At 73.9% G+C, this 16534-nt stretch carries 14 protein-coding genes; 7 read left to right on the top strand and 7 right to left on the bottom strand.

The features are described from left to right. Nucleotides 1-61: 61 nt before the first annotated feature. Nucleotides 62-1678, top strand: coding sequence for an HtaA domain-containing protein (locus tag IF19_RS0110370; RefSeq protein WP_030276430.1), 1617 nt, complete (start codon nucleotides 62-64; stop codon nucleotides 1676-1678). A gap of 122 nt (nucleotides 1679-1800) precedes the next feature. Next, nucleotides 1801-2478 carry a PhzF family phenazine biosynthesis protein gene (locus tag IF19_RS0110365; protein WP_030117944.1) on the top strand — a complete coding sequence of 226 codons (678 nt, stop codon included), beginning with the start codon at nucleotides 1801-1803 and terminating at the stop codon, nucleotides 2476-2478. A 201-nt stretch (nucleotides 2479-2679) separates the two neighbouring features. On the opposite strand, the gene IF19_RS0110360 is transcribed toward IF19_RS0110365, so the two are convergent. Continuing rightward, nucleotides 2680-3345, bottom strand: a complete 666-nt coding sequence (locus IF19_RS0110360) for a biliverdin-producing heme oxygenase (protein WP_030117945.1) — start codon at nucleotides 3343-3345, stop codon at nucleotides 2680-2682. A 282-nt stretch (nucleotides 3346-3627) separates the two neighbouring features. After that, complete coding sequence (gene map, locus IF19_RS0110355; RefSeq protein WP_030117946.1) at nucleotides 3628-4485, bottom strand: type I methionyl aminopeptidase; 858 nt, start codon at nucleotides 4483-4485, stop codon at nucleotides 3628-3630. Between the two features lie 58 nt (nucleotides 4486-4543). Between map and IF19_RS0110350 the strand changes: the two genes are divergently transcribed. Continuing rightward, entirely contained in the window at nucleotides 4544-4786 is a 243-nt protein-coding gene (locus tag IF19_RS0110350; protein ID WP_030117947.1) for a hypothetical protein, read from the top strand. 116 nt (nucleotides 4787-4902) lie between these two features. Here IF19_RS0110350 and IF19_RS0110345 read toward each other — a convergent pair whose 3' ends face one another. Then, a complete protein-coding gene (locus IF19_RS0110345) occupies nucleotides 4903-6162 on the bottom strand; it encodes an MFS transporter (RefSeq protein ID WP_030276428.1) in 1260 nt (419 codons plus the stop codon). Between the two features lie 245 nt (nucleotides 6163-6407). Between IF19_RS0110345 and npdG the strand changes: the two genes are divergently transcribed. The 3 genes from npdG (at nucleotide 6408) to IF19_RS0110330 (ending at nucleotide 8847) form a co-directional block, all read left to right on the top strand. Then, complete coding sequence (gene npdG / locus IF19_RS0110340; RefSeq protein ID WP_030117950.1) at nucleotides 6408-7118, top strand: NADPH-dependent F420 reductase; 711 nt, start codon at nucleotides 6408-6410, stop codon at nucleotides 7116-7118. Between the two features lie 221 nt (nucleotides 7119-7339). Then, on the top strand, nucleotides 7340-7531 hold the full coding sequence (locus tag IF19_RS0110335; protein WP_030191442.1) for a hypothetical protein: 192 nt from the start codon (nucleotides 7340-7342) through the stop codon (nucleotides 7529-7531). A 179-nt stretch (nucleotides 7532-7710) separates the two neighbouring features. Then, on the top strand, nucleotides 7711-8847 hold the full coding sequence (locus IF19_RS0110330) for an ABC transporter permease (protein ID WP_394297158.1): 1137 nt from the start codon (nucleotides 7711-7713) through the stop codon (nucleotides 8845-8847). 38 nt (nucleotides 8848-8885) lie between these two features. Here the strand turns inward: IF19_RS0110330 and IF19_RS0110325 are convergent, their stop codons facing one another. Beyond that, nucleotides 8886-9692, bottom strand: a complete 807-nt coding sequence (locus IF19_RS0110325; RefSeq protein ID WP_030117953.1) for a site-2 protease family protein — start codon at nucleotides 9690-9692, stop codon at nucleotides 8886-8888. A gap of 213 nt (nucleotides 9693-9905) precedes the next feature. On the opposite strand from IF19_RS0110325, the gene IF19_RS0110320 reads away from it, so the two are divergent. Beyond that, nucleotides 9906-13310, top strand: a complete 3405-nt coding sequence (locus tag IF19_RS0110320) for an AfsR/SARP family transcriptional regulator (protein WP_030276426.1) — start codon at nucleotides 9906-9908, stop codon at nucleotides 13308-13310. Nucleotides 13311-13361: 51 nt separating this feature from the next. On the opposite strand, the gene IF19_RS0110315 is transcribed toward IF19_RS0110320, so the two are convergent. The 3 genes from IF19_RS0110315 to panB all read right to left on the bottom strand — a co-directional run bounded on the left by IF19_RS0110315 (nucleotide 13362) and on the right by panB (nucleotide 16345). Next, nucleotides 13362-14219: an ABC transporter permease gene (locus IF19_RS0110315; RefSeq protein ID WP_030117957.1), complete on the bottom strand. Its 858-nt coding sequence runs from the start codon at nucleotides 14217-14219 to the stop codon at nucleotides 13362-13364. After that, on the bottom strand, nucleotides 14216-15229 hold the full coding sequence (locus IF19_RS0110310) for an ATP-binding cassette domain-containing protein (protein ID WP_030117958.1): 1014 nt from the start codon (nucleotides 15227-15229) through the stop codon (nucleotides 14216-14218). The genes IF19_RS0110315 and IF19_RS0110310 overlap by 4 nt, the downstream gene beginning before the upstream one ends. A 228-nt stretch (nucleotides 15230-15457) precedes the next feature. Beyond that, a complete protein-coding gene (panB, locus tag IF19_RS0110305) occupies nucleotides 15458-16345 on the bottom strand; it encodes a 3-methyl-2-oxobutanoate hydroxymethyltransferase (RefSeq protein ID WP_030117959.1) in 888 nt (295 codons plus the stop codon). Between the last annotated feature and the right edge of the window lie 189 nt (nucleotides 16346-16534).

Here is a 16534-nt window from a genome sequence, read left to right as displayed (position 1 = left end):
TCACCCCCGCCCCCCACGCCTCTCTGCCCCCTCCCCCCGTTCCGCAAGGAGATCAACCGCCATGGCAGCAACCCGCCGCCCCATAGCCCTCGCCGCGGCCGTCGCCACCGCCGCCGCCCTGGGCGCGACCTTCGCCCTGCCCGCCATCGCCGCCGACGGCCCCTCCGAGGCCGCGCCCGCCGCCGCGGCCCCGAAGCTGGAGCTGGTGGACGGCACGCTGGCCTGGGGCGTCCTGGCCGACTTCCGCAAGTACGTCGCCGGTCCCATCGCCCAGGGCAAGATCACCGCGGCGGACGGCGCCCAGCAGGCCGCCGGCAACGGGGTGTTCACCTTCACCGACGGCAAGGGCACGTACGACACCTCGACGCACAACTCCGACACGGCGTTCAAGGGCAGTGTCCGGTTCGAGGGCCACCACGGGGTGCTCGACGTCAAGATCAGCGACGTCAAGGTCAGCTCCGGTCGCAAGACCGGCGTCATCACCGCCGACTTCACCAGCAAGAAGAAGGACGGCACCGTCGTCACCAAGGACGACGCCGTCGTCGCCGACCTCGACATGACCGCCGCCAAGCCCGGCGGCGGCGCGGACGGCGCGATGGTCTACGCCGACATCCCCGCCAAGCTGACCGCCGACGGCGCGGAGGCGTTCGGGGGCTTCTACGAGAAGGGCCAGGTGCTCGACCCGGCGACGCTCTCGGTCAAGCAGGCACCCAAGTCCACGCCCCCCGCCACCCCGCCGGCCACGCCCCCGGCCACCCCTCCGGCGTCGCCGCCCGCGACCCCGCCGGCCTCCGTCAAGCCCACCCACGAGACGAGCACCGAGCCGGCCCCGACCGCCTCGAAGACCGCCAAGCCGGTCAGCGGCCCGGTCGTCGACGGCACCCTGAACTGGGGCGTCAAGGAGCGGTTCCGGAAGTACGTCGTCGGCCCGATCGCCCACGGCAAGGTCGAGACCAGCGAGGGCGCCACCGCCTCCGGCGACGGCTACCGCTTCGGCAAGGCCACAGGCCGCGTCGACGCCGACAAGAAGACCCTGAACGCCGCCTTCCAGGGCAAGGTCCGCTTCCTCGGCCACGAGACGGCCGGGGAGTACGAACTCGACCTCTCCCTCAGCAACCTGAAGGTCGACGTCAAGGGCACCGGCGGCAAGCTCCTCGCCGACGTCTCCACCAAGCCGCGCCCGACCGAGGCTGACCCGAAGCCCAAGGTGAAGCTGCTCACCGGCGTGCCCTTCGCGGACCTGAAGGTGCCCGCGGGCGCGCTCGCCGCCAAGGACGGCATCGTGAACCTGAAGGGCGTCCCGGCGACCCTCACCGAGGAGGGCTCCAAGGCGTTCAGCGGGATGTACCTGAAGGGCGACCAGCTCGACGCGCTGAACGTCGCGGTCTCCCTCGACAAGGACGCCCAGCTCCCGGGCGGTTCCGACGGCGGCTCCGGTTCGACCGGCGGCTCGGGCTCCACCGGCGGCTCCGGCTCCAGCACCGGCGGTTCGGCCACCGGTGGCGGCGGCGCGGTCGGCGGCGGCTCCGCCGGCGGTTCGGTGGGCGGCTCCGGCGCCCTCGCCGCCACCGGCTCCGACCTCCCGGCCGGCGCCCTGATCGCCGCCTCCGGCGTCGTCGTGGCGGCGGGCGCCGGTGTCGTGTTCGCGGCGCGCCGCCGCCGCGGCACCACCGCCTGACGCACCCGCACCACCCGCACGACCCCGCGGGGCCGTACCGGCAGCTCAGCCTCCCGGTACGGCCCCGCGGGCGTACCCCGCCCGTTTCCCGCCCCGCCGCCCGGCAGTGCTTGAATGCCCCCGTGAACGAGTACGACGTACCCCGAGGCATCGACGTCCTGCGGGTGTTCTGCGACCCCGACGGACGGCACGGCAACGCCCTGGGCGTCGTCCGCGACGGGCGGGGCCACCCCGACGAGGCGTCCCGGCAGCGGCTGGCCCGGCAACTCGGTTTCAGCGAGACCGTGTTCGTCGACGACCCGGAGCGCGGCCGGGTGGACATCCACGCCCCGGGGGTCCGGCTCCCGTTCGCCGGGCACCCGCTGGTCGGCACGGCGTGGCTGCTCGACCTGGAGATCCTGGAGTTGGCGGTCGGGGACGTGTTCGCGCGCCAGGACGGCGAGTTCACCTGGATCACGGCCCGCCCCGAGTGGGTCCCGCCGCGCACGCTCCAGCGGTACGCGTCCGCCGCCGAGGTCGAGGCGCTGCCGGGGCCGCCGCCCGGCGAGGGGTGGCTCTACGCCTGGGCCTGGGAGGACGAGGCGGCCGGACGGGTCCGCGCGCGGGCCTTCCCGAGGCGCGGCGAGGAGTCCGGGATCGTCGAGGACGAGGCGACCGGCGCGGCGGCCCTGCTGCTCAGCGCCCACCTCGGACGGGCCCTCAACATCACCCAGGGCCGCGGCTCCCAGATCCTCACCGCCCCCGCGCCGGACGGCGCGGTGGAGGTCGGCGGCCGCGTCCTGATGGCCTCCCGGGGCTGACGGAGCTGACCGGGCTGACCGGGCTGACCGTGGCCGGGAGGGGCCGAAGCGGCTGACCGGCGGCGGGCCCGGCCGGAACGGCGACGGGCGGCGAGGGGCGGCGAGGAGCGGCCTCCGCCGGGCCCGGAAAGCGAACGGCTCCACCAGGAGGTCCTGGTGGAGCCGTGGAGCGGTGGAGCCGGACCCGGTGGTGCCGGGCGGTCACGCGCTGAGCGGGAAGACCTCTCCCAGCTCGCGGAAGACCGCGGTGTTCAGCGCGAACGCCCGCTTGCACTCCTCGATGATCCGCTGCTTCTCCAGATCGTCCGCGTTCACGCCGTCCAGCAGCTCGCGGTAACCCCGCTTGAAGGCCGCCGGGTTGGTGATCTCGTCGAAGACGTAGAACCGGACGCCGTCGCCCTTGCGCTCGAAGCCCCAGGTCTTCTCCGCCTTGTCGCGGATGATCTGACCGCCCGACAGGTCGCCCAGGTAGCGGGTGTAGTGGTGGGCGATGTAACCGGCGGGCCAGGTGCGCGCGCACTCCGCGACCCGGTCCGCGTACGCGGCGGTCGCGGGCAGCGGCACCAGGCCCTCTCGCCAGTCGGCCCCGCGCAGATGCGCCAGATCGCGCTCCAGCTCGGCCGAGCGCATCAGCTCGGGCTGTATGAACGGACCGGCGACCGGGTCGTCGCGCAGGGCCGCCGCACCCTCCTCCAGCGCCCGGTACACGAACCACAGCTGCTCGGTGTAGCGGGTGTACGCGTCCACTCCCAGCCGCCCGCCGAGCAGGTCACTCATGAAGGTCGAGGTCTCGGCCTCGGTGTGCTGCTCGTGCGACGCGGTGCGGATCAGCGTCGAGAAGGGAGTGACGGTGGCGGTTGCGTCCAAGGCGGGCCTCCGGGGACCGAGGGGGACGGGAAGTCCAGAAAGAGACGGAAATATCGGCAGGCGACCGCCGCGTGGATGCGGCGGCGCGTGCCGTAGCCCCGATCTTCCTACTTAGGTTTACCTAAGTCAACTGGTTCCCGACTGTCTGTCGGTAAAAACCTCCGCACCGAGATGGCGAAGGGTGCCGGTATGCGCGCCCTGGGGTGTTCTGTGCGGTATGCGCTCCCGTGACGGGCGCCCTACGGACGTACGGGCGTACGGAGGACGTACTGGCCCGCGGGCCTACGGGAGGGTGAGGATGTCCGCCCCGGTCTCCGTGACCACGAGCGTGTGCTCGAACTGCGCCGTCCGCTTCCGGTCCTTCGTCACCACGGTCCAGCCGTCCTCCCACATCTCGTACTCGTGGGTGCCCAGCGTCAGCATCGGCTCGATGGTGAACGTCATGCCGGGCTGCATCACGGTGGTGGCGTGCGGGGAGTCGTAGTGCGGGATGATCAGACCGGAGTGGAACGAGCTGTTGATCCCGTGGCCGGTGAAGTCGCGGACGACCCCGTAGCCGAACCGCTTGGCGTACGACTCGATGACCCGGCCGATCACGTTGATCTGCCGGCCCGGCCGGACCGCCTTGATGGCGCGGTTCAGCGACTCCCGGGTGCGCTCGACCAGCAGCCGGGACTCCTCGTCCACGTCGCCGCAGAGGTAGGTGGCGTTGTTGTCGCCGTGGACCCCGCCGATGTACGCGGTGACGTCCAGGTTCACGATGTCGCCGTCGCGCAGCACGGTGGAGTCGGGGATGCCGTGGCAGATGACCTCGTTGACCGAGGTGCACAGCGACTTCGGGAAGCCCCGGTAGCCGAGGGTGGAGGGGTACGCGTCGTGGTCGAGCATGTACGTGTGGGCGACCCGGTCGAGCTCGTCCGTGGTGACGCCCGGGGCGATGAGCTTGGCGGCCTCCTCCATCGCCCGCGCGGCGATACGGCCCGCGACGCGCATCCGCTCGACGGTCTCGGCGTCCTGGACCTCCGGGCCGGTGTACGGCGTCGGAGCCGGCTTCCCCACGTACTCGGGGCGCCGGATTCTTCCGGGTACGGAACGGGCGGGAGAGATCTCCCCTGGTACGAGAAGCGACTGGCCAGACATGTCAGCGAGTCTAACCAGCGACCTCGGGGCACCATGGCGATAAGGAAAGGAGCCGTCGATGGCCTTGTTCAAGAAGCGCACGGTGGGCAAACCGGGCGAGTGGTACTACTGCCTGGAGCACAAGAAGGTCGAGGAAGGCCCGGAGTGCCCGGCGCAGAACCGATTCGGCCCCTACCCGTCCCGCGAGGCCGCCCAGCACGCGATGGACACGGCCCGCGAGCGGAACCTGGAGTGGGACACGGACCCCAAGTGGCACGACGAGGACAAGGGCAAGGGCGAATCCGGCCCGTCCGGCGCCTGAGGACGTCCCTCGAAGCTCGTCGGCGCCTGAGAGGTTACTCCCGCCCGTCCGGCGCCTGAGGACGTCTTCCCGCCCCTCCGGCGCTTGAGGAGCGGGGTACGGGGCGGAGCCCCGGGTCATCCCTCGACCCGGGCCTCCCGCCTCCGCACCGCGTCCTCGTCCGTCTCCGAGTCGTACCGCACCAGCTTGGGCAGCGCCGCCGTCAGCAGTGCCACCGACGCCACGCACGCCACCCCGCCCGTCCAGATGGCCGAGCGGGTCCCGGTCCAGCCGGCCATCGCCCCGGCCCGCACCTGCCCGAGCTGCGGCCCGATGCTGTACGAGAGCACCTCGATGCCCGCCAGACGCCCCCGCAGCTCCTCCGGGATCGTCTGGTTCCAGATGGTGGAGCGCCCCAGCCCGCTCAGCATGTCGCCCGCACCCGCCACGGCCAGGCAGAACAGCACCACCCACACGCTGGAGAACCAGCCCGCCGCGGCGATCGCCAGCCCCCACGCCGCCGCGCCGAACACCACGAACAGCCCGTGCCGCCGCACCCGGCTCGTCCAGCCGCTGGTCAGCCCCAGCGCCAGCGAGCCGACCGAACCCGCCGCGTACATCAGGCCCAGCGACCACTCCGCGTCCAGCTCGTCCGCCAGGAACGGGAAGATCGTGTTCGGGAAGGCGAAGAACATCGCCGCCAGGTCGATCGCGTACGTCCCCAGCAGCACCGGCCGGCTCCAGGCGTACCGCGCCCCCTCGACGATCCCGCGCAGCGACGGCTTGGACGCCTCCTTCGCGGGTGGAGCGGGGGAGAGCCGCAGGCAGAGCACCACGGAGGCGGCGAACGTGCACACCGTCACCCCGTACGCCGTGCCGTGACCCGCGTACGCCACCACCAGGCCCGCCAGCGCCGGGCCCGCGATGGCCCCGATCTGCCACCGCAGCGAGTTCAGCGCGGCCGCCGCCGTCTGCTGCCGGTGCGGCACGATCCGGGCCATCAGGGAGTCCAGCGCGGGCCGCTGGAGCCCGGCCAGCGCGGACACCCCGCCGGCCACCACGTACAGCGGCCACAGCAGCGGCTCGGGCAGCAGCGCGTTCACCAGCAGGATCGCCGCGAGCACCCCGAGCCCCGCCTCGGTGAGCAGGATGACCCGGCGGCGGTCCGCCGAGTCCGCCAGCGCGCCCCCGTACAGCCCGAACACCACCAGCGGGACCAGCTCCACCGCGCCCATCGCGCCGACCGCGAGCGGGGATCCGGTGAGGTCCTTGATCTGGAGCGGCAGCGCGATGAGCGCCATGAAGCTGCCGAAGTACGTGATGAGTCCCTGGACCCACAGCAGCCGGAAGTCCGCCGAGGAGCGCCACGGCGCGAGGTCCGGCAGCAGGGCGCGGATCCGGCCCGGCCGGGGCGGGGCGGGGGCGGGCTGGGGCGAGGAGGGGGAGGGCGGCGGAGGCGCTGAGGTCACGAAGGGTCATGATCCGCACAACCGGGCGCCCCAGGCAAACAGGTATTCCGCCCGAGCGGGCGTCCCGGCCGGAGCGCCCCGCCGCACCGCGTCACGGCCGGGCACGCGCACCGCGTGCCGCTCCGGCGGAACGGGCCGGTATCCCGGGCGCTACCTGGCAGTAGGGTCGGGCCATGACTACACAGGACAGCGGCAACGCGCCCAAGCCCCCCGCCAAGGACCCCTGGGACCTGCCCGACGTCTCCGGCCTGAGCGTCGGCGTGCTCGGCGGGACCGGGCCGCAGGGGCGCGGCCTCGCCTACCGGCTCGCCCGCGCCGGACAGAAGGTCACCCTCGGCTCCCGCGACGCGGCGCGCGCCGGGCAGGCGGCGCAGGAGCTGGGCCACGGCGTCGAGGGGGCGGACAACGCGGAGTGCGCCCGGCGCAGCGACATCGTGATCGTCGCCGTGCCGTGGGACGGCCACGCGGCGACGCTCACGGCCCTGCGCGAGGAGCTGGCGGGCAAGCTCGTCATCGACTGCGTCAACCCGCTCGGCTTCGACAAGAAGGGCGCCTACGCCCTCAAGCCCGAGGAGGGCAGCGCCGCCGAGCAGGCCGCCGCCCTGCTCCCGGACTCCCGGGTCACCGCCGCCTTCCACCACCTCTCGGCCGTGCTGCTCCAGGACGCGTCCATCGAGGAGATCGACACCGACGTGCTGGTCCTGGGCGAGGCGCGCGCCGACACGGACATCGTGCAGGCGCTGGCGAGCCGCATCCCCGGCATGCGCGGCATCTTCGCGGGCCGCCTCCGCAACGCGCACCAGGTCGAGTCGCTGGTCGCCAACCTGATCTCGGTCAACCGCCGGTACAAGGCCCACGCCGGCCTGCGCGCCACCGACGTCTGAGCACCGCCCGCACCGGCGCACCGCCCACCGACGGGCCCCGGGACCGCCCCGCGCCCGGACGCCCGCCCGGGTGCGGGGCGGTCCCGCCACTGCCCGGGGCATCGCGCGGGGCCGTCCCGGCACTCCCCGGGGCCGGGCACATCGGGGCATGGGGGACACTGGACGGGACCGCGACCGTTCCCGTCAGGGAGCGCGACCCGTTCCGACAGGAGTCGACCCCCATGCCCCGCATCGCCCTCTACGCCCTCGTCGTCTGCGTCCTCGCCGTCGTGGCGGCCGTGGTCTCCTTCGCCCGGGGCAGCCTGCTCGGGATCGTCTGGGTGCTCATCGCGGGGCTCTCGTCGAACATGACCTGGTTCTACGTCCGCCGGCATCGGCTGGCCGCCTCCGCCACCACCCCCGACGCGGCCTGAGACCCGGTCTCCCCTCCTCGCCGCACCCCGCCCCGATCGCCCGGATCGCCCGACCGGTTCGGCCGATCGGGTCGAGCCCCTCTCCCTCACGGGCGTGCCCGTGACCGCGCCCGCCGCCCGGGGCCGAGCATGTGACGGCCCCGCCCCTGCCGTGGCGGGGAGGGACGAGGGAGGACCGCGTGGCAGAGGCGAGGGACGACAGCCCGGGGGCGACCGGCGAGGGGGCGACCGGGCCTACCGGTACGGGGGCGACCGCACGGGGCGGGGACGGCACCCGGGGCTTCCTGGGGCAGGTGCGCGACGCCGTCTCCACCCGCTCCGCCCTGGTCATGCTCGGGGTGCTCCTGCTGCAACTGGGCTTCGCGCTCTCCTACATGGGCGCCTTCCACGCCCCCGAGCCGCACAAGGTCCCGATCACCCTGGTCGCCCCGTCCGCCGTGGAGCGCGAGCTGGTGGCCCGGCTGGACGCGCTGCCCGGCGACCCGCTCCAGGTCACCCCCGTCGAGAGCCGCGCCGAGGCCCGCGCCCGCCTGCTGGACCGGCGTACCGACGCCGCGCTCGTCGTGGACCCGGCGAGCCGCGCCGACACCCTGATCGTCGCCTCCGCCGGAGGGCCGTCGGCCACCACCGCGGCCGTCGAGATCCTCCAGGAGGTCGCCCGCGCCCAGGACCGCACCATCGTCGTCCGGGACATCCGCCCGCCCGCGGCCGGCGACTCGCGGGGGCTGTCGTCCTTCTACATCGTGCTCAGCTGGACCATCGGCGGCTACCTCGCCGCCTCGGCGCTGAACATGGCGGCCGGCTCCAAGAAGCCCACCCTGCGCCGCACCCTGGTGCGCCTCGCGGCGATGCTGCCGTACGGCTTCGTCTCGGGCATCGGCGGCGCGATCATCGTGGGGCCGGTGCTGGACTGCCTGCCGGGCGCGTTCTGGGAGCTGGTCGGCATCGGCACCCTGGTGGTGTTCGCCTCCGGAGCGGTGGGCGTCGCGCTGCAGTCCGTCGCGGGCACGGTCGGCCTCGGGCTCACCATCCTGATCTTCACGATCCTGGGCAACCCCAGCTCCGGCGGGGTGTACCCGGCCTCGCTGCTGCCCCCGTTCTGGAGCGCCATCGGCCAGGCCCTCCCACCGGGCGCCGGGACGACCGTGGTGCGCAACACCGTCTACTTCGACGGCAACGCCACCACCGGCGCGCTGTGGATCCTCGGCGCGTGGGCCTTCGGGGGCGTCGTCGTGGCGATCCTCGCCGCCGCCCTGCGCGCCTCCCGGGCCGCCCGGGAGACACCCCGTCAGCGCCCCGCAGCCCCGGCCCTCTGAGCACGGCGGGGCCGGGCCCCGGGCCGTGCGGGCGGCGGTCAGTCCACCGCGCAGCCCGGGTCCTCCTCGCCGAACCAGCTCCGCCAGAAGCGGTACAGGTCGTAGCCGCAGTACCGCTGGAACTCCTCCACACCCAGCCCCCGCAGCAGCGCGTGGACCGCGTCGAAGAACACGACGTTCACCTCGGGGACCCACAGCAGCGCGAACACCGCGATCAGCCCGAACGGGGCGATCGGCTCGACCTGCCGGCGGATCCGGTACGAGAGCCAGGGCTCGATCACCCCGTACCCGTCGAGCCCCGGGATCGGCAGGAAGTTCAGGATCGCCGCCGTCACCTGGAGCATCGCCAGGAACGCCAGCGCGTACTGGAACGCGCGCGGCACCCCGTCGAGCGCGCCCAGCCAGAACGGGGCCGTGCACACCACCGCGAACGCCACGTTGGTCAGCGGACCCGCCGCCGAGATCAGGCTGTGCTTCCACCGGCCGTGGATACGGCCCCGCTCGATGTACACCGCGCCGCCGGGCAGCCCGATCCCGCCCATGATCACGAAGAGCACCGGCAGCACGATGCTGAGCAGTGCGTGGGTGTACTTCAGCGGGTTGAGCGTCAGATAGCCCTTCGCCCCCACCGAGAGGTCCCCGCCGTGCAGCGCGGTCCGGGCGTGCGCGTACTCGTGCAGGCAGAGCGAGACGATCCACGCCCCGGTGACGAACAGGAAGACCGCGAAGCCGGTGGAGTCCGCGAAGCCGGTCCACACCGCCCAGCCCGCGACCGCGGTGACGGCGGCGATGCCGAGGAAGACCGGGCTGATCCTGCGGTCGCTCCGGGTGGCTGCGGGGGTCATCGGCGTTCGACTCCTGAGGTACGGGTACGGCGGACGGGGACGGGTCGGCGCGGGCACGGGGAATGCTACGGGGGCGGGCGCGGGCCCGGGTGATCGTACGGCCCGGCCCGCGACGGGACACAGCGGTGCGCGACCCGGCCGGAACGCGGACGACCGCTTGTGGAGTTCCCCTCGGCCGACGACGACCCGCCCGCCGTCACGGACAATGGGCCCGTGCACTACTGCGTCCTCGGCACCACCCGGGCCCTCCGCGACGACGGCACGGCCGTCGCCCTCGGCGGGGCGCGGCTGCGCGCCCTGCTCACCGTCCTCGCCCTGCGCCCCGGACGAACCGTTCCGGCAGGGGTGCTGGTCGACGAGGTGTGGGACGGCGAACCGCCCGCCGACGCCGTCGGCGCGCTCCAGGCGCTCGTCGGACGGCTGAGGCGCGCCCTGGGCCACGGCGCCGTCGAGTCGGCCGAGGGCGGCTACCGGCTCGCCGCCGCGCCGGACGCCGTGGACCTGTACCGGTTCGAGCGGCTGGCCGGGGAGGGGAGCCGGGCCCTGGAGGACGGCGCGGCGGACCGGGCGCTCGCGGCCCTGGAGGAGGCGCTCGCCCTGTGGCAGGGGCCCGCCCTCGCCGATCTGCCCGACCGCGCGGCGACCGCGTCCCGCTGGGAGGCCCGCAGGCTCGACGCGCGGCGGGCCGCGCTCGGGGCCCTCCTCGCGCTCGGCAGACCGGAGGAGGCGCTGCCGGAACTGGCCGCCCTCTGCGACGCCCATCCACTCGACGAACCGTTCCAGGCGCTGCGCGTCCGCGCCCTGCGTGCCGCCGGACGCCCGGCCGAGGCGCTGGCCGCGTACGAGGAGGTGCGCACCCTGCTGGACGACCGGCTCGGCACCGCGCCCGGCCCGGCCCTGCGCGCCCTGCACACCGAACTGCTCCACCAGCGGCCGACCTCCGACGGCCCGCCGTCCGCCCACGACGCCGCGCCCTCGCACCGGCCGCCGTCGCGCCACCCGGAGCCTCCGCACCCGCGGCCCGCTTCCGCCCCGCCCGCGCCCGGGAACCTCCGCGCCCGGCTCACCAGCTTCGTCGGCCGCGACACCGACATCGCCGCCCTCCGCGAGGACCTCGGCCGCTCCCGCCTGGTCACCCTGCTCGGCCCCGGCGGCGCGGGCAAGACCCGGCTGTCGCAGGAGGCCGCGGGGGCCGCCGCCGATACCTGGCCCGACGGCGTCTGGCTGGCCGAACTGGCCCCCGTCGACGACCCGGACACCGTGCCCGAGGCCGTCCTGACCGCGCTCGGCGCCCGCGAGACCGTACTGCGCGGCGCCGGGGCCGAGGAGTTGCGCGCCGCCGACCGCACCGCCACCGTCCCCCTCGTACGGCTCACCGAGCACTGCGCCCCGCGCCGGATGCTGCTCCTGCTCGACAACTGCGAGCACGTCATCGGCGCCGCCGCCGCCTTGGCCGACCATCTCCTCGCCCGCTGCCCGCGGTTGACGATCCTCGCGACCAGCCGCGAGCCGCTGGGCGTACCGGGGGAGGCGGTCCGCCCCCTCGACCCGCTGCCCGACCCGATGGCCTTGCGCCTGCTCGCCGAGCGCGGGGCCGCCGCCCGGCCCGGCTTCCGCACCGACGCGGACGAGGCGACCGCGGCCGCCTGCGCCGAGATCTGCCGGCGGCTCGACGGGCTGCCGCTCGCCATCGAACTCGCCGCCGCCCGGCTGCGGATGCTCACCCCGCGCCAGATCGCCGACCGGCTCGACGACCGCTTCCGCCTGCTCAGCAGCGGCAGCCGGACCGTGCTGCCCCGCCAGCAGACCCTGCGCGCCGTGGTCGACTGGTCCTGGGACCTGCTGGACGCCGCCGAACGCGCCGTCCTGCGCCGCCTCTCCGTCTTCGCCGGAGGCTGCTCGCTGGCCGCCGCCGAGGAGGTCTGCGCCCTGCCCGATCCGGCCGACGGCGCCGTCGTGGACGCCCTCGACGTGGCGGGGCTGCTCGGCTCCCTGGTCGACAAGTCCCTCGTGGTCGCCGCACCCGGCGACGACGGGGAGATGCGCTACCGGCTGCTGGAGACGGTCGGGGAGTACGCGGCGGAGCGGTTGGCGGAAGCGGACGAAGGGGCGGCCGTCGCGCGCCGCCACCTGGTCCACTACCGGGAGCTGGCCCGGACCACCGGCCCGAAGATGCGGGGGAGCGAACAGCGGAGGTCGATCGCCGTCTTCCAGCGCGAGTACGAGAACCTCCGCGCCGCCCTCCGCCACGCCGTCGCCGTCCGGGACGAGCACGAGGGGCTGGTCATCGTGTTGTCGACGGCCTGGTACTGGATGCTGCGCGACCTGCGCTCGGAGGCCGGCCAGTGGAGCGCGTCCGTGTCCGCCCTCGGCCCCGACCCCTTCGCCCCGCCCGGCGTCCGGGCCCCCTCGCTCACGGCGCGGCCCACCGACCGGCCGCCGCCCATGGACGACGAACAGCTCGCGGAGGCGCGGCGCGGAGTGGCCCTCCTCCAGTTGGCCGGCGCGGACCACGCGATCAGCGCCTGGGCGAACCCGGAGGGCAGGGAGCGCATGCGGATCATCGCGGACACCTACCGGCCCGGCATGCCGCAGACCTGCCGTCTCCCCGGGACGCTGTGGCTGTTCGCGATCATGCTCACCGGGGACGAGGGCCGGCTGCACACGGTGCTCGACGAGACGGTCCGGGCCTCGCGGGTCCACGGCAGTGAATGGGAGCTGGGCTCCACGCTCCACACGCGTGCCAACATCCGGTCCAACCACCCCGAGCGGGTGGCGGACGCGCGCGCCGACGCCGACGAGAGCCTGGAGATCTTCGTCCGGCTCGGTGACGACTGGGGCGCCGCCGAGGCGCTCTCCGCGCGGGGTGAGGCCAACGAGCGGGCCGGTGACTTCGAGGCCGCCCTGGAGGACTACCGGGAGGCCGGGGAGTACGCCCGGAAGATCGGCGCGCAGAGCCAGGCGGCGCTCCTGCGGGCCCGGTACGCCGGATCCCTCATCGAGCTCGACCGGTTCCCGGAGGCCGAGGCGATCCTGCGCGAAGTCACCGAGAACGGGCGGGACACGGGCCACGAGGCGGCACCGATCGCGCGGATGTTCCTGGGGTTCGTGCTCGGTCTCCAGGGACGGGTCGACGAGGCCCGTCAGCAGGCGTACCGGGTCCGGGAGGACTTCCGGGACCGCGACGTCGCCATCTTCGGCGGCTTCGTGCACGGCGTGCTGGCCTGGCTGGACAACCTCGACGGCGACCACGCCTCCGCGCTGGCCAACGCGCTGACCGCGCTGGAGAGTGCGCGGGAGCCGCTGTCGATGATGGTCGCCCCGCAGATGCCGTCGGCCCATCTGACGGCCGCCGCCCAGGCGCTCGCCGGGTTCGACGACGCCGACGCGGCGCGGGACGCCGTCCGGCTGCTGGGGTTCCAGGAGACGCTCCTGCCGAAGGGGCACGTGCCGACGGTGATGGAGCGCCGCAACCTGGGGCTCACCGAGCGGGCCGCCCGGGACCGGCTCGGCGACGAAGCGGCCTACGCGGCGGCGTACGAAGAGGGCGGCGGCCTCACGCTCGACGAGGCCACCGCCCTGGCGGAGGCGTACCGGCGGGCGCACCCGCCGGCCTGACACCCCCGGTTCCTCCGTCCGGGACTCCGCGCGGCCCCCCCCGGGGCCCGTTCAGGCCTTCTTGCGGAACTTGGACACGGCCAGCGGAGCCATCACCAGCGTGATCGCGGCGGCCCAGGCGAGCGTCACCCAGACCGAGTCCGCCACCGGACCGCCCATCATCAGACCGCGCACCGCGTCCGCGAGATTCGACAGCGGGTTGTAGTCGGTGAAGGTCTGGAGCCAGCCCGGCATGGTCGTCGGCGGGGCGAAGATGGAGGAGCCGAACTGCAGCGGCATCAGCACCAGCATCCCCATCCCCTGGACCGCCTGGGCGGTCTTCATGGCCAGTCCCAGCACGATGAAGATCCACATGATGGCGGCGCCGAACACCGCCGAGAGGGCCACGGCCCCCAGGAGGCCGAGCAGCGAGGTGCCCAGGGTCATGCCGAGGGCGAAGCCCATCGCGAGCAGGATGACGATGGCGACCATCATCCGGCCCAGCTCGACCACGATCTTGGCGATGAGCACCGAGGACCGGGCGATCGGCATCGTCCGGAACCGGTCCATGACGCCCTTGCGGAAGTCGTCGTTGACGCCGGTGCCCACGGCCATGGCGATGTTCATGCCCATCATCGCCATCAGCCCGGGGACCAGGTAGTTCAGGTAGTCCTGCCGGTTCCCGCCGAGGCTGCCGCCGACCGAGCCGCCGAAGACGTACACGAACAGCAGCGTGAAGATGATCGGCATCAGAAGGACGTCGAACATCGACTCCGGGTCCTTCTTGATCTGGAGCAGATTGCGGCGCGCCAGGGCGCCGATGTGCCGGAGGTTGGCCCGCAGCCCGATCCGGCCCTCCTCGGCCGCCGGCCGGGCCGGGGTGGTGTCCGCGGACCCGGCGGGCGCGGGGGTCAGGGTCGTGGTGCTCATGCGGCGACCTCCTGGGGAGCCTGGTCGGAGTGGTGGGCGGCCTTGTCGCCGGTGATCGCGAGGAACACCTCGTCGAGGCTGGGCAGGGCGGTGGAGACATGGGCGAGGGAGAAGCCGCGGACGCCCAGCAGGCCGATGACGGCGGTCAGTTGCTCGTCGCTGAGGATCGGCACGTACAGCAGCCCCTCGTCGGGGACGGCCTGCGCGCCGGCGACGCCGTCGAGCCCGGCCTCACGGATCGCCTGCGCCATCGCGGCCAGCTCCGCCGGGTCGGAGGGCCGGATCTGGAGCGTGCGCCCGCCGACCTTCGCCTTCAGCTCGTCGACCCCGCCCCGGGCGATGATCCTGCCCCGGTCGATCACCGTCAGCTCCTTGGCGAGCTGCTCGGCCTCCTCCATGTACTGGGTGGTCAGCAGGACCGTCGCGCCCTCGGCGACCATCCGCTGCACCTCGTCCCACACCTCGTTGCGGGTCCGGGGGTCGAGGCCGGTCGTCGGCTCGTCCAGATAGAGCACCGCGGGGCTGCCGATCATCGAGGCGGCCAGGTCGAGGCGGCGGCGCATCCCGCCGGAGTACTCCATGCACGCCCGCTTGGCGGCCTCGGTGAGCGAGAACCGCTCCAGCAGCTCGTCGGCGCGGGCCTTCGCCTGCTTGCTGGGAAGATCGAGCAGCCGCCCGATCATGTAGAGGTTCTCCCGGCCGGAGAGCTTCTCGTCGACCGAGGCGTACTGGCCGGTGAGGCCGATGGTCCGGCGGAGCTGCCGGGGCTGCTTCACCACGTCGTACCCCGCGACCACCGCGTGGCCGGCGTCGGGGGTGATCAGCGTGGAGAGGCAGCGTACGAGGGTGGTCTTGCCGGCGCCGTTGGGACCGAGCACACCGAGGACGGTGCCCTCGCGCACATCGAGGTCCACACCGTCCAGAGCCTTGGTCGAGCCGTAGTGCTTGACCAGCCCCCGCACCTCGACGGCGTTCCGGCCGTTGCTGGGGTTCCTGTCGTTTCGTTCCATGCCCACCAGCAGACCAGCGCCCGCCGACAGCTCACCGACAGCCCGCCGACACGGGCCCGGGCCGCCCGACACGTCACCGACAAGCCGGCCGCCCTCCGCCGACACGGCCCCCGGACATGCGACAGCCCGCCGATGGGGGATGTCGGCGGGCTGTCGGTGGTGCGGGAAATGGACGGCGGACGCGCGGTGGCCGCGCGTCGGGAACCCCCTGCGGTCAGCGCGCGGGCGTCAGTGGAACGTGTGCTCCGCCGCCGGGAAGGTGCCCCCGACGACCTCGTCGGCGAACTCCTTCGCCGCGTCGCCGAGCACCTGGCGCATGTTCGCGTACTGCTTGGTGAAGCGCGGCACCTTGCCGCCGGTCAGCCCCACCATGTCCGTGTAGACGAGCACCTGCGCGTCGGTCGCGGACCCGGCGCCGATGCCGACGGTCGGGATGTGCAGCGTACGGGTGACCTCGGCGGCCAGCTCGGCGGGGACCAGCTCCAGGACGACGGCGAACGCGCCCGCGTCCTGCACGGCCTTGGCGTCGCGCAGCAACTGCTGGGCGGCCTCCTCGCCGCGCCCCTGGACCCGGTAGCCCATCGCGTTGACGGACTGCGGGGTCAGGCCGATGTGGCCCATGACCGGGATGCCGGACTCGACCAGCAGCCGGATCTGCTCGTGGGACCGCTCGCCGCCCTCCAGCTTCACCGCGCCGACGCCCGACTCCTTGACCAGCCGGGTGGCGTTGCGGAGCGCCTGGACGGAGCCCTCCTGGTACGAGCCGAAGGGCAGGTCGCCGACGATGAGGGCGCGCTTGGTGCCCCGTACGACGGCGGCCGACAGCATGGCGATCTCGTCCATGGTGACCGGCACGGTGGTCTCGTAGCCCAGGTGGCAGTTGCCCATCGAGTCCCCGACGAGCATGACCGGGATGCCGGCCTCGTCGAAGACGGACGCGGTCATCGCGTCGTAGGCGGTGAGCATGGGCCACTTCTCGCCGCGCTCGGTGGCGGCGGCGATGTCGTGGACGGTGATGCGGCGGGTGGACTTCCCTCCGTACAGCGCCTTGCTGCTGTCGGCGGTCGTGCCCGCGGGGGAGGACTGGTGCTGTTTCTGCGCAGCCTGAAGCGACATGGCCGGTGGCTCCTTCGTCATCTCGAGGCGCCCTGACGGCGTCCCCGGATCCCTTCCATGGTGGCATCCCGCCCCGCCCCTCGGGAAGTGGGCCCGCGCACGCCGCTCGCAGGGGCCGCGCCGCGCACGCCGCCCGGACGATCCCCGGGCGCCCCACCGGGGGCGGAGCGAACGTGGCCGGCCGGACAG

This window comes from Streptomyces californicus (assembly GCF_000717645.1).
Taxonomy (GTDB): Bacteria; Actinomycetota; Actinomycetes; order Streptomycetales; family Streptomycetaceae; genus Streptomyces; species Streptomyces californicus.
This window is presented reverse-complemented; position numbering and strand designations above follow the sequence as displayed.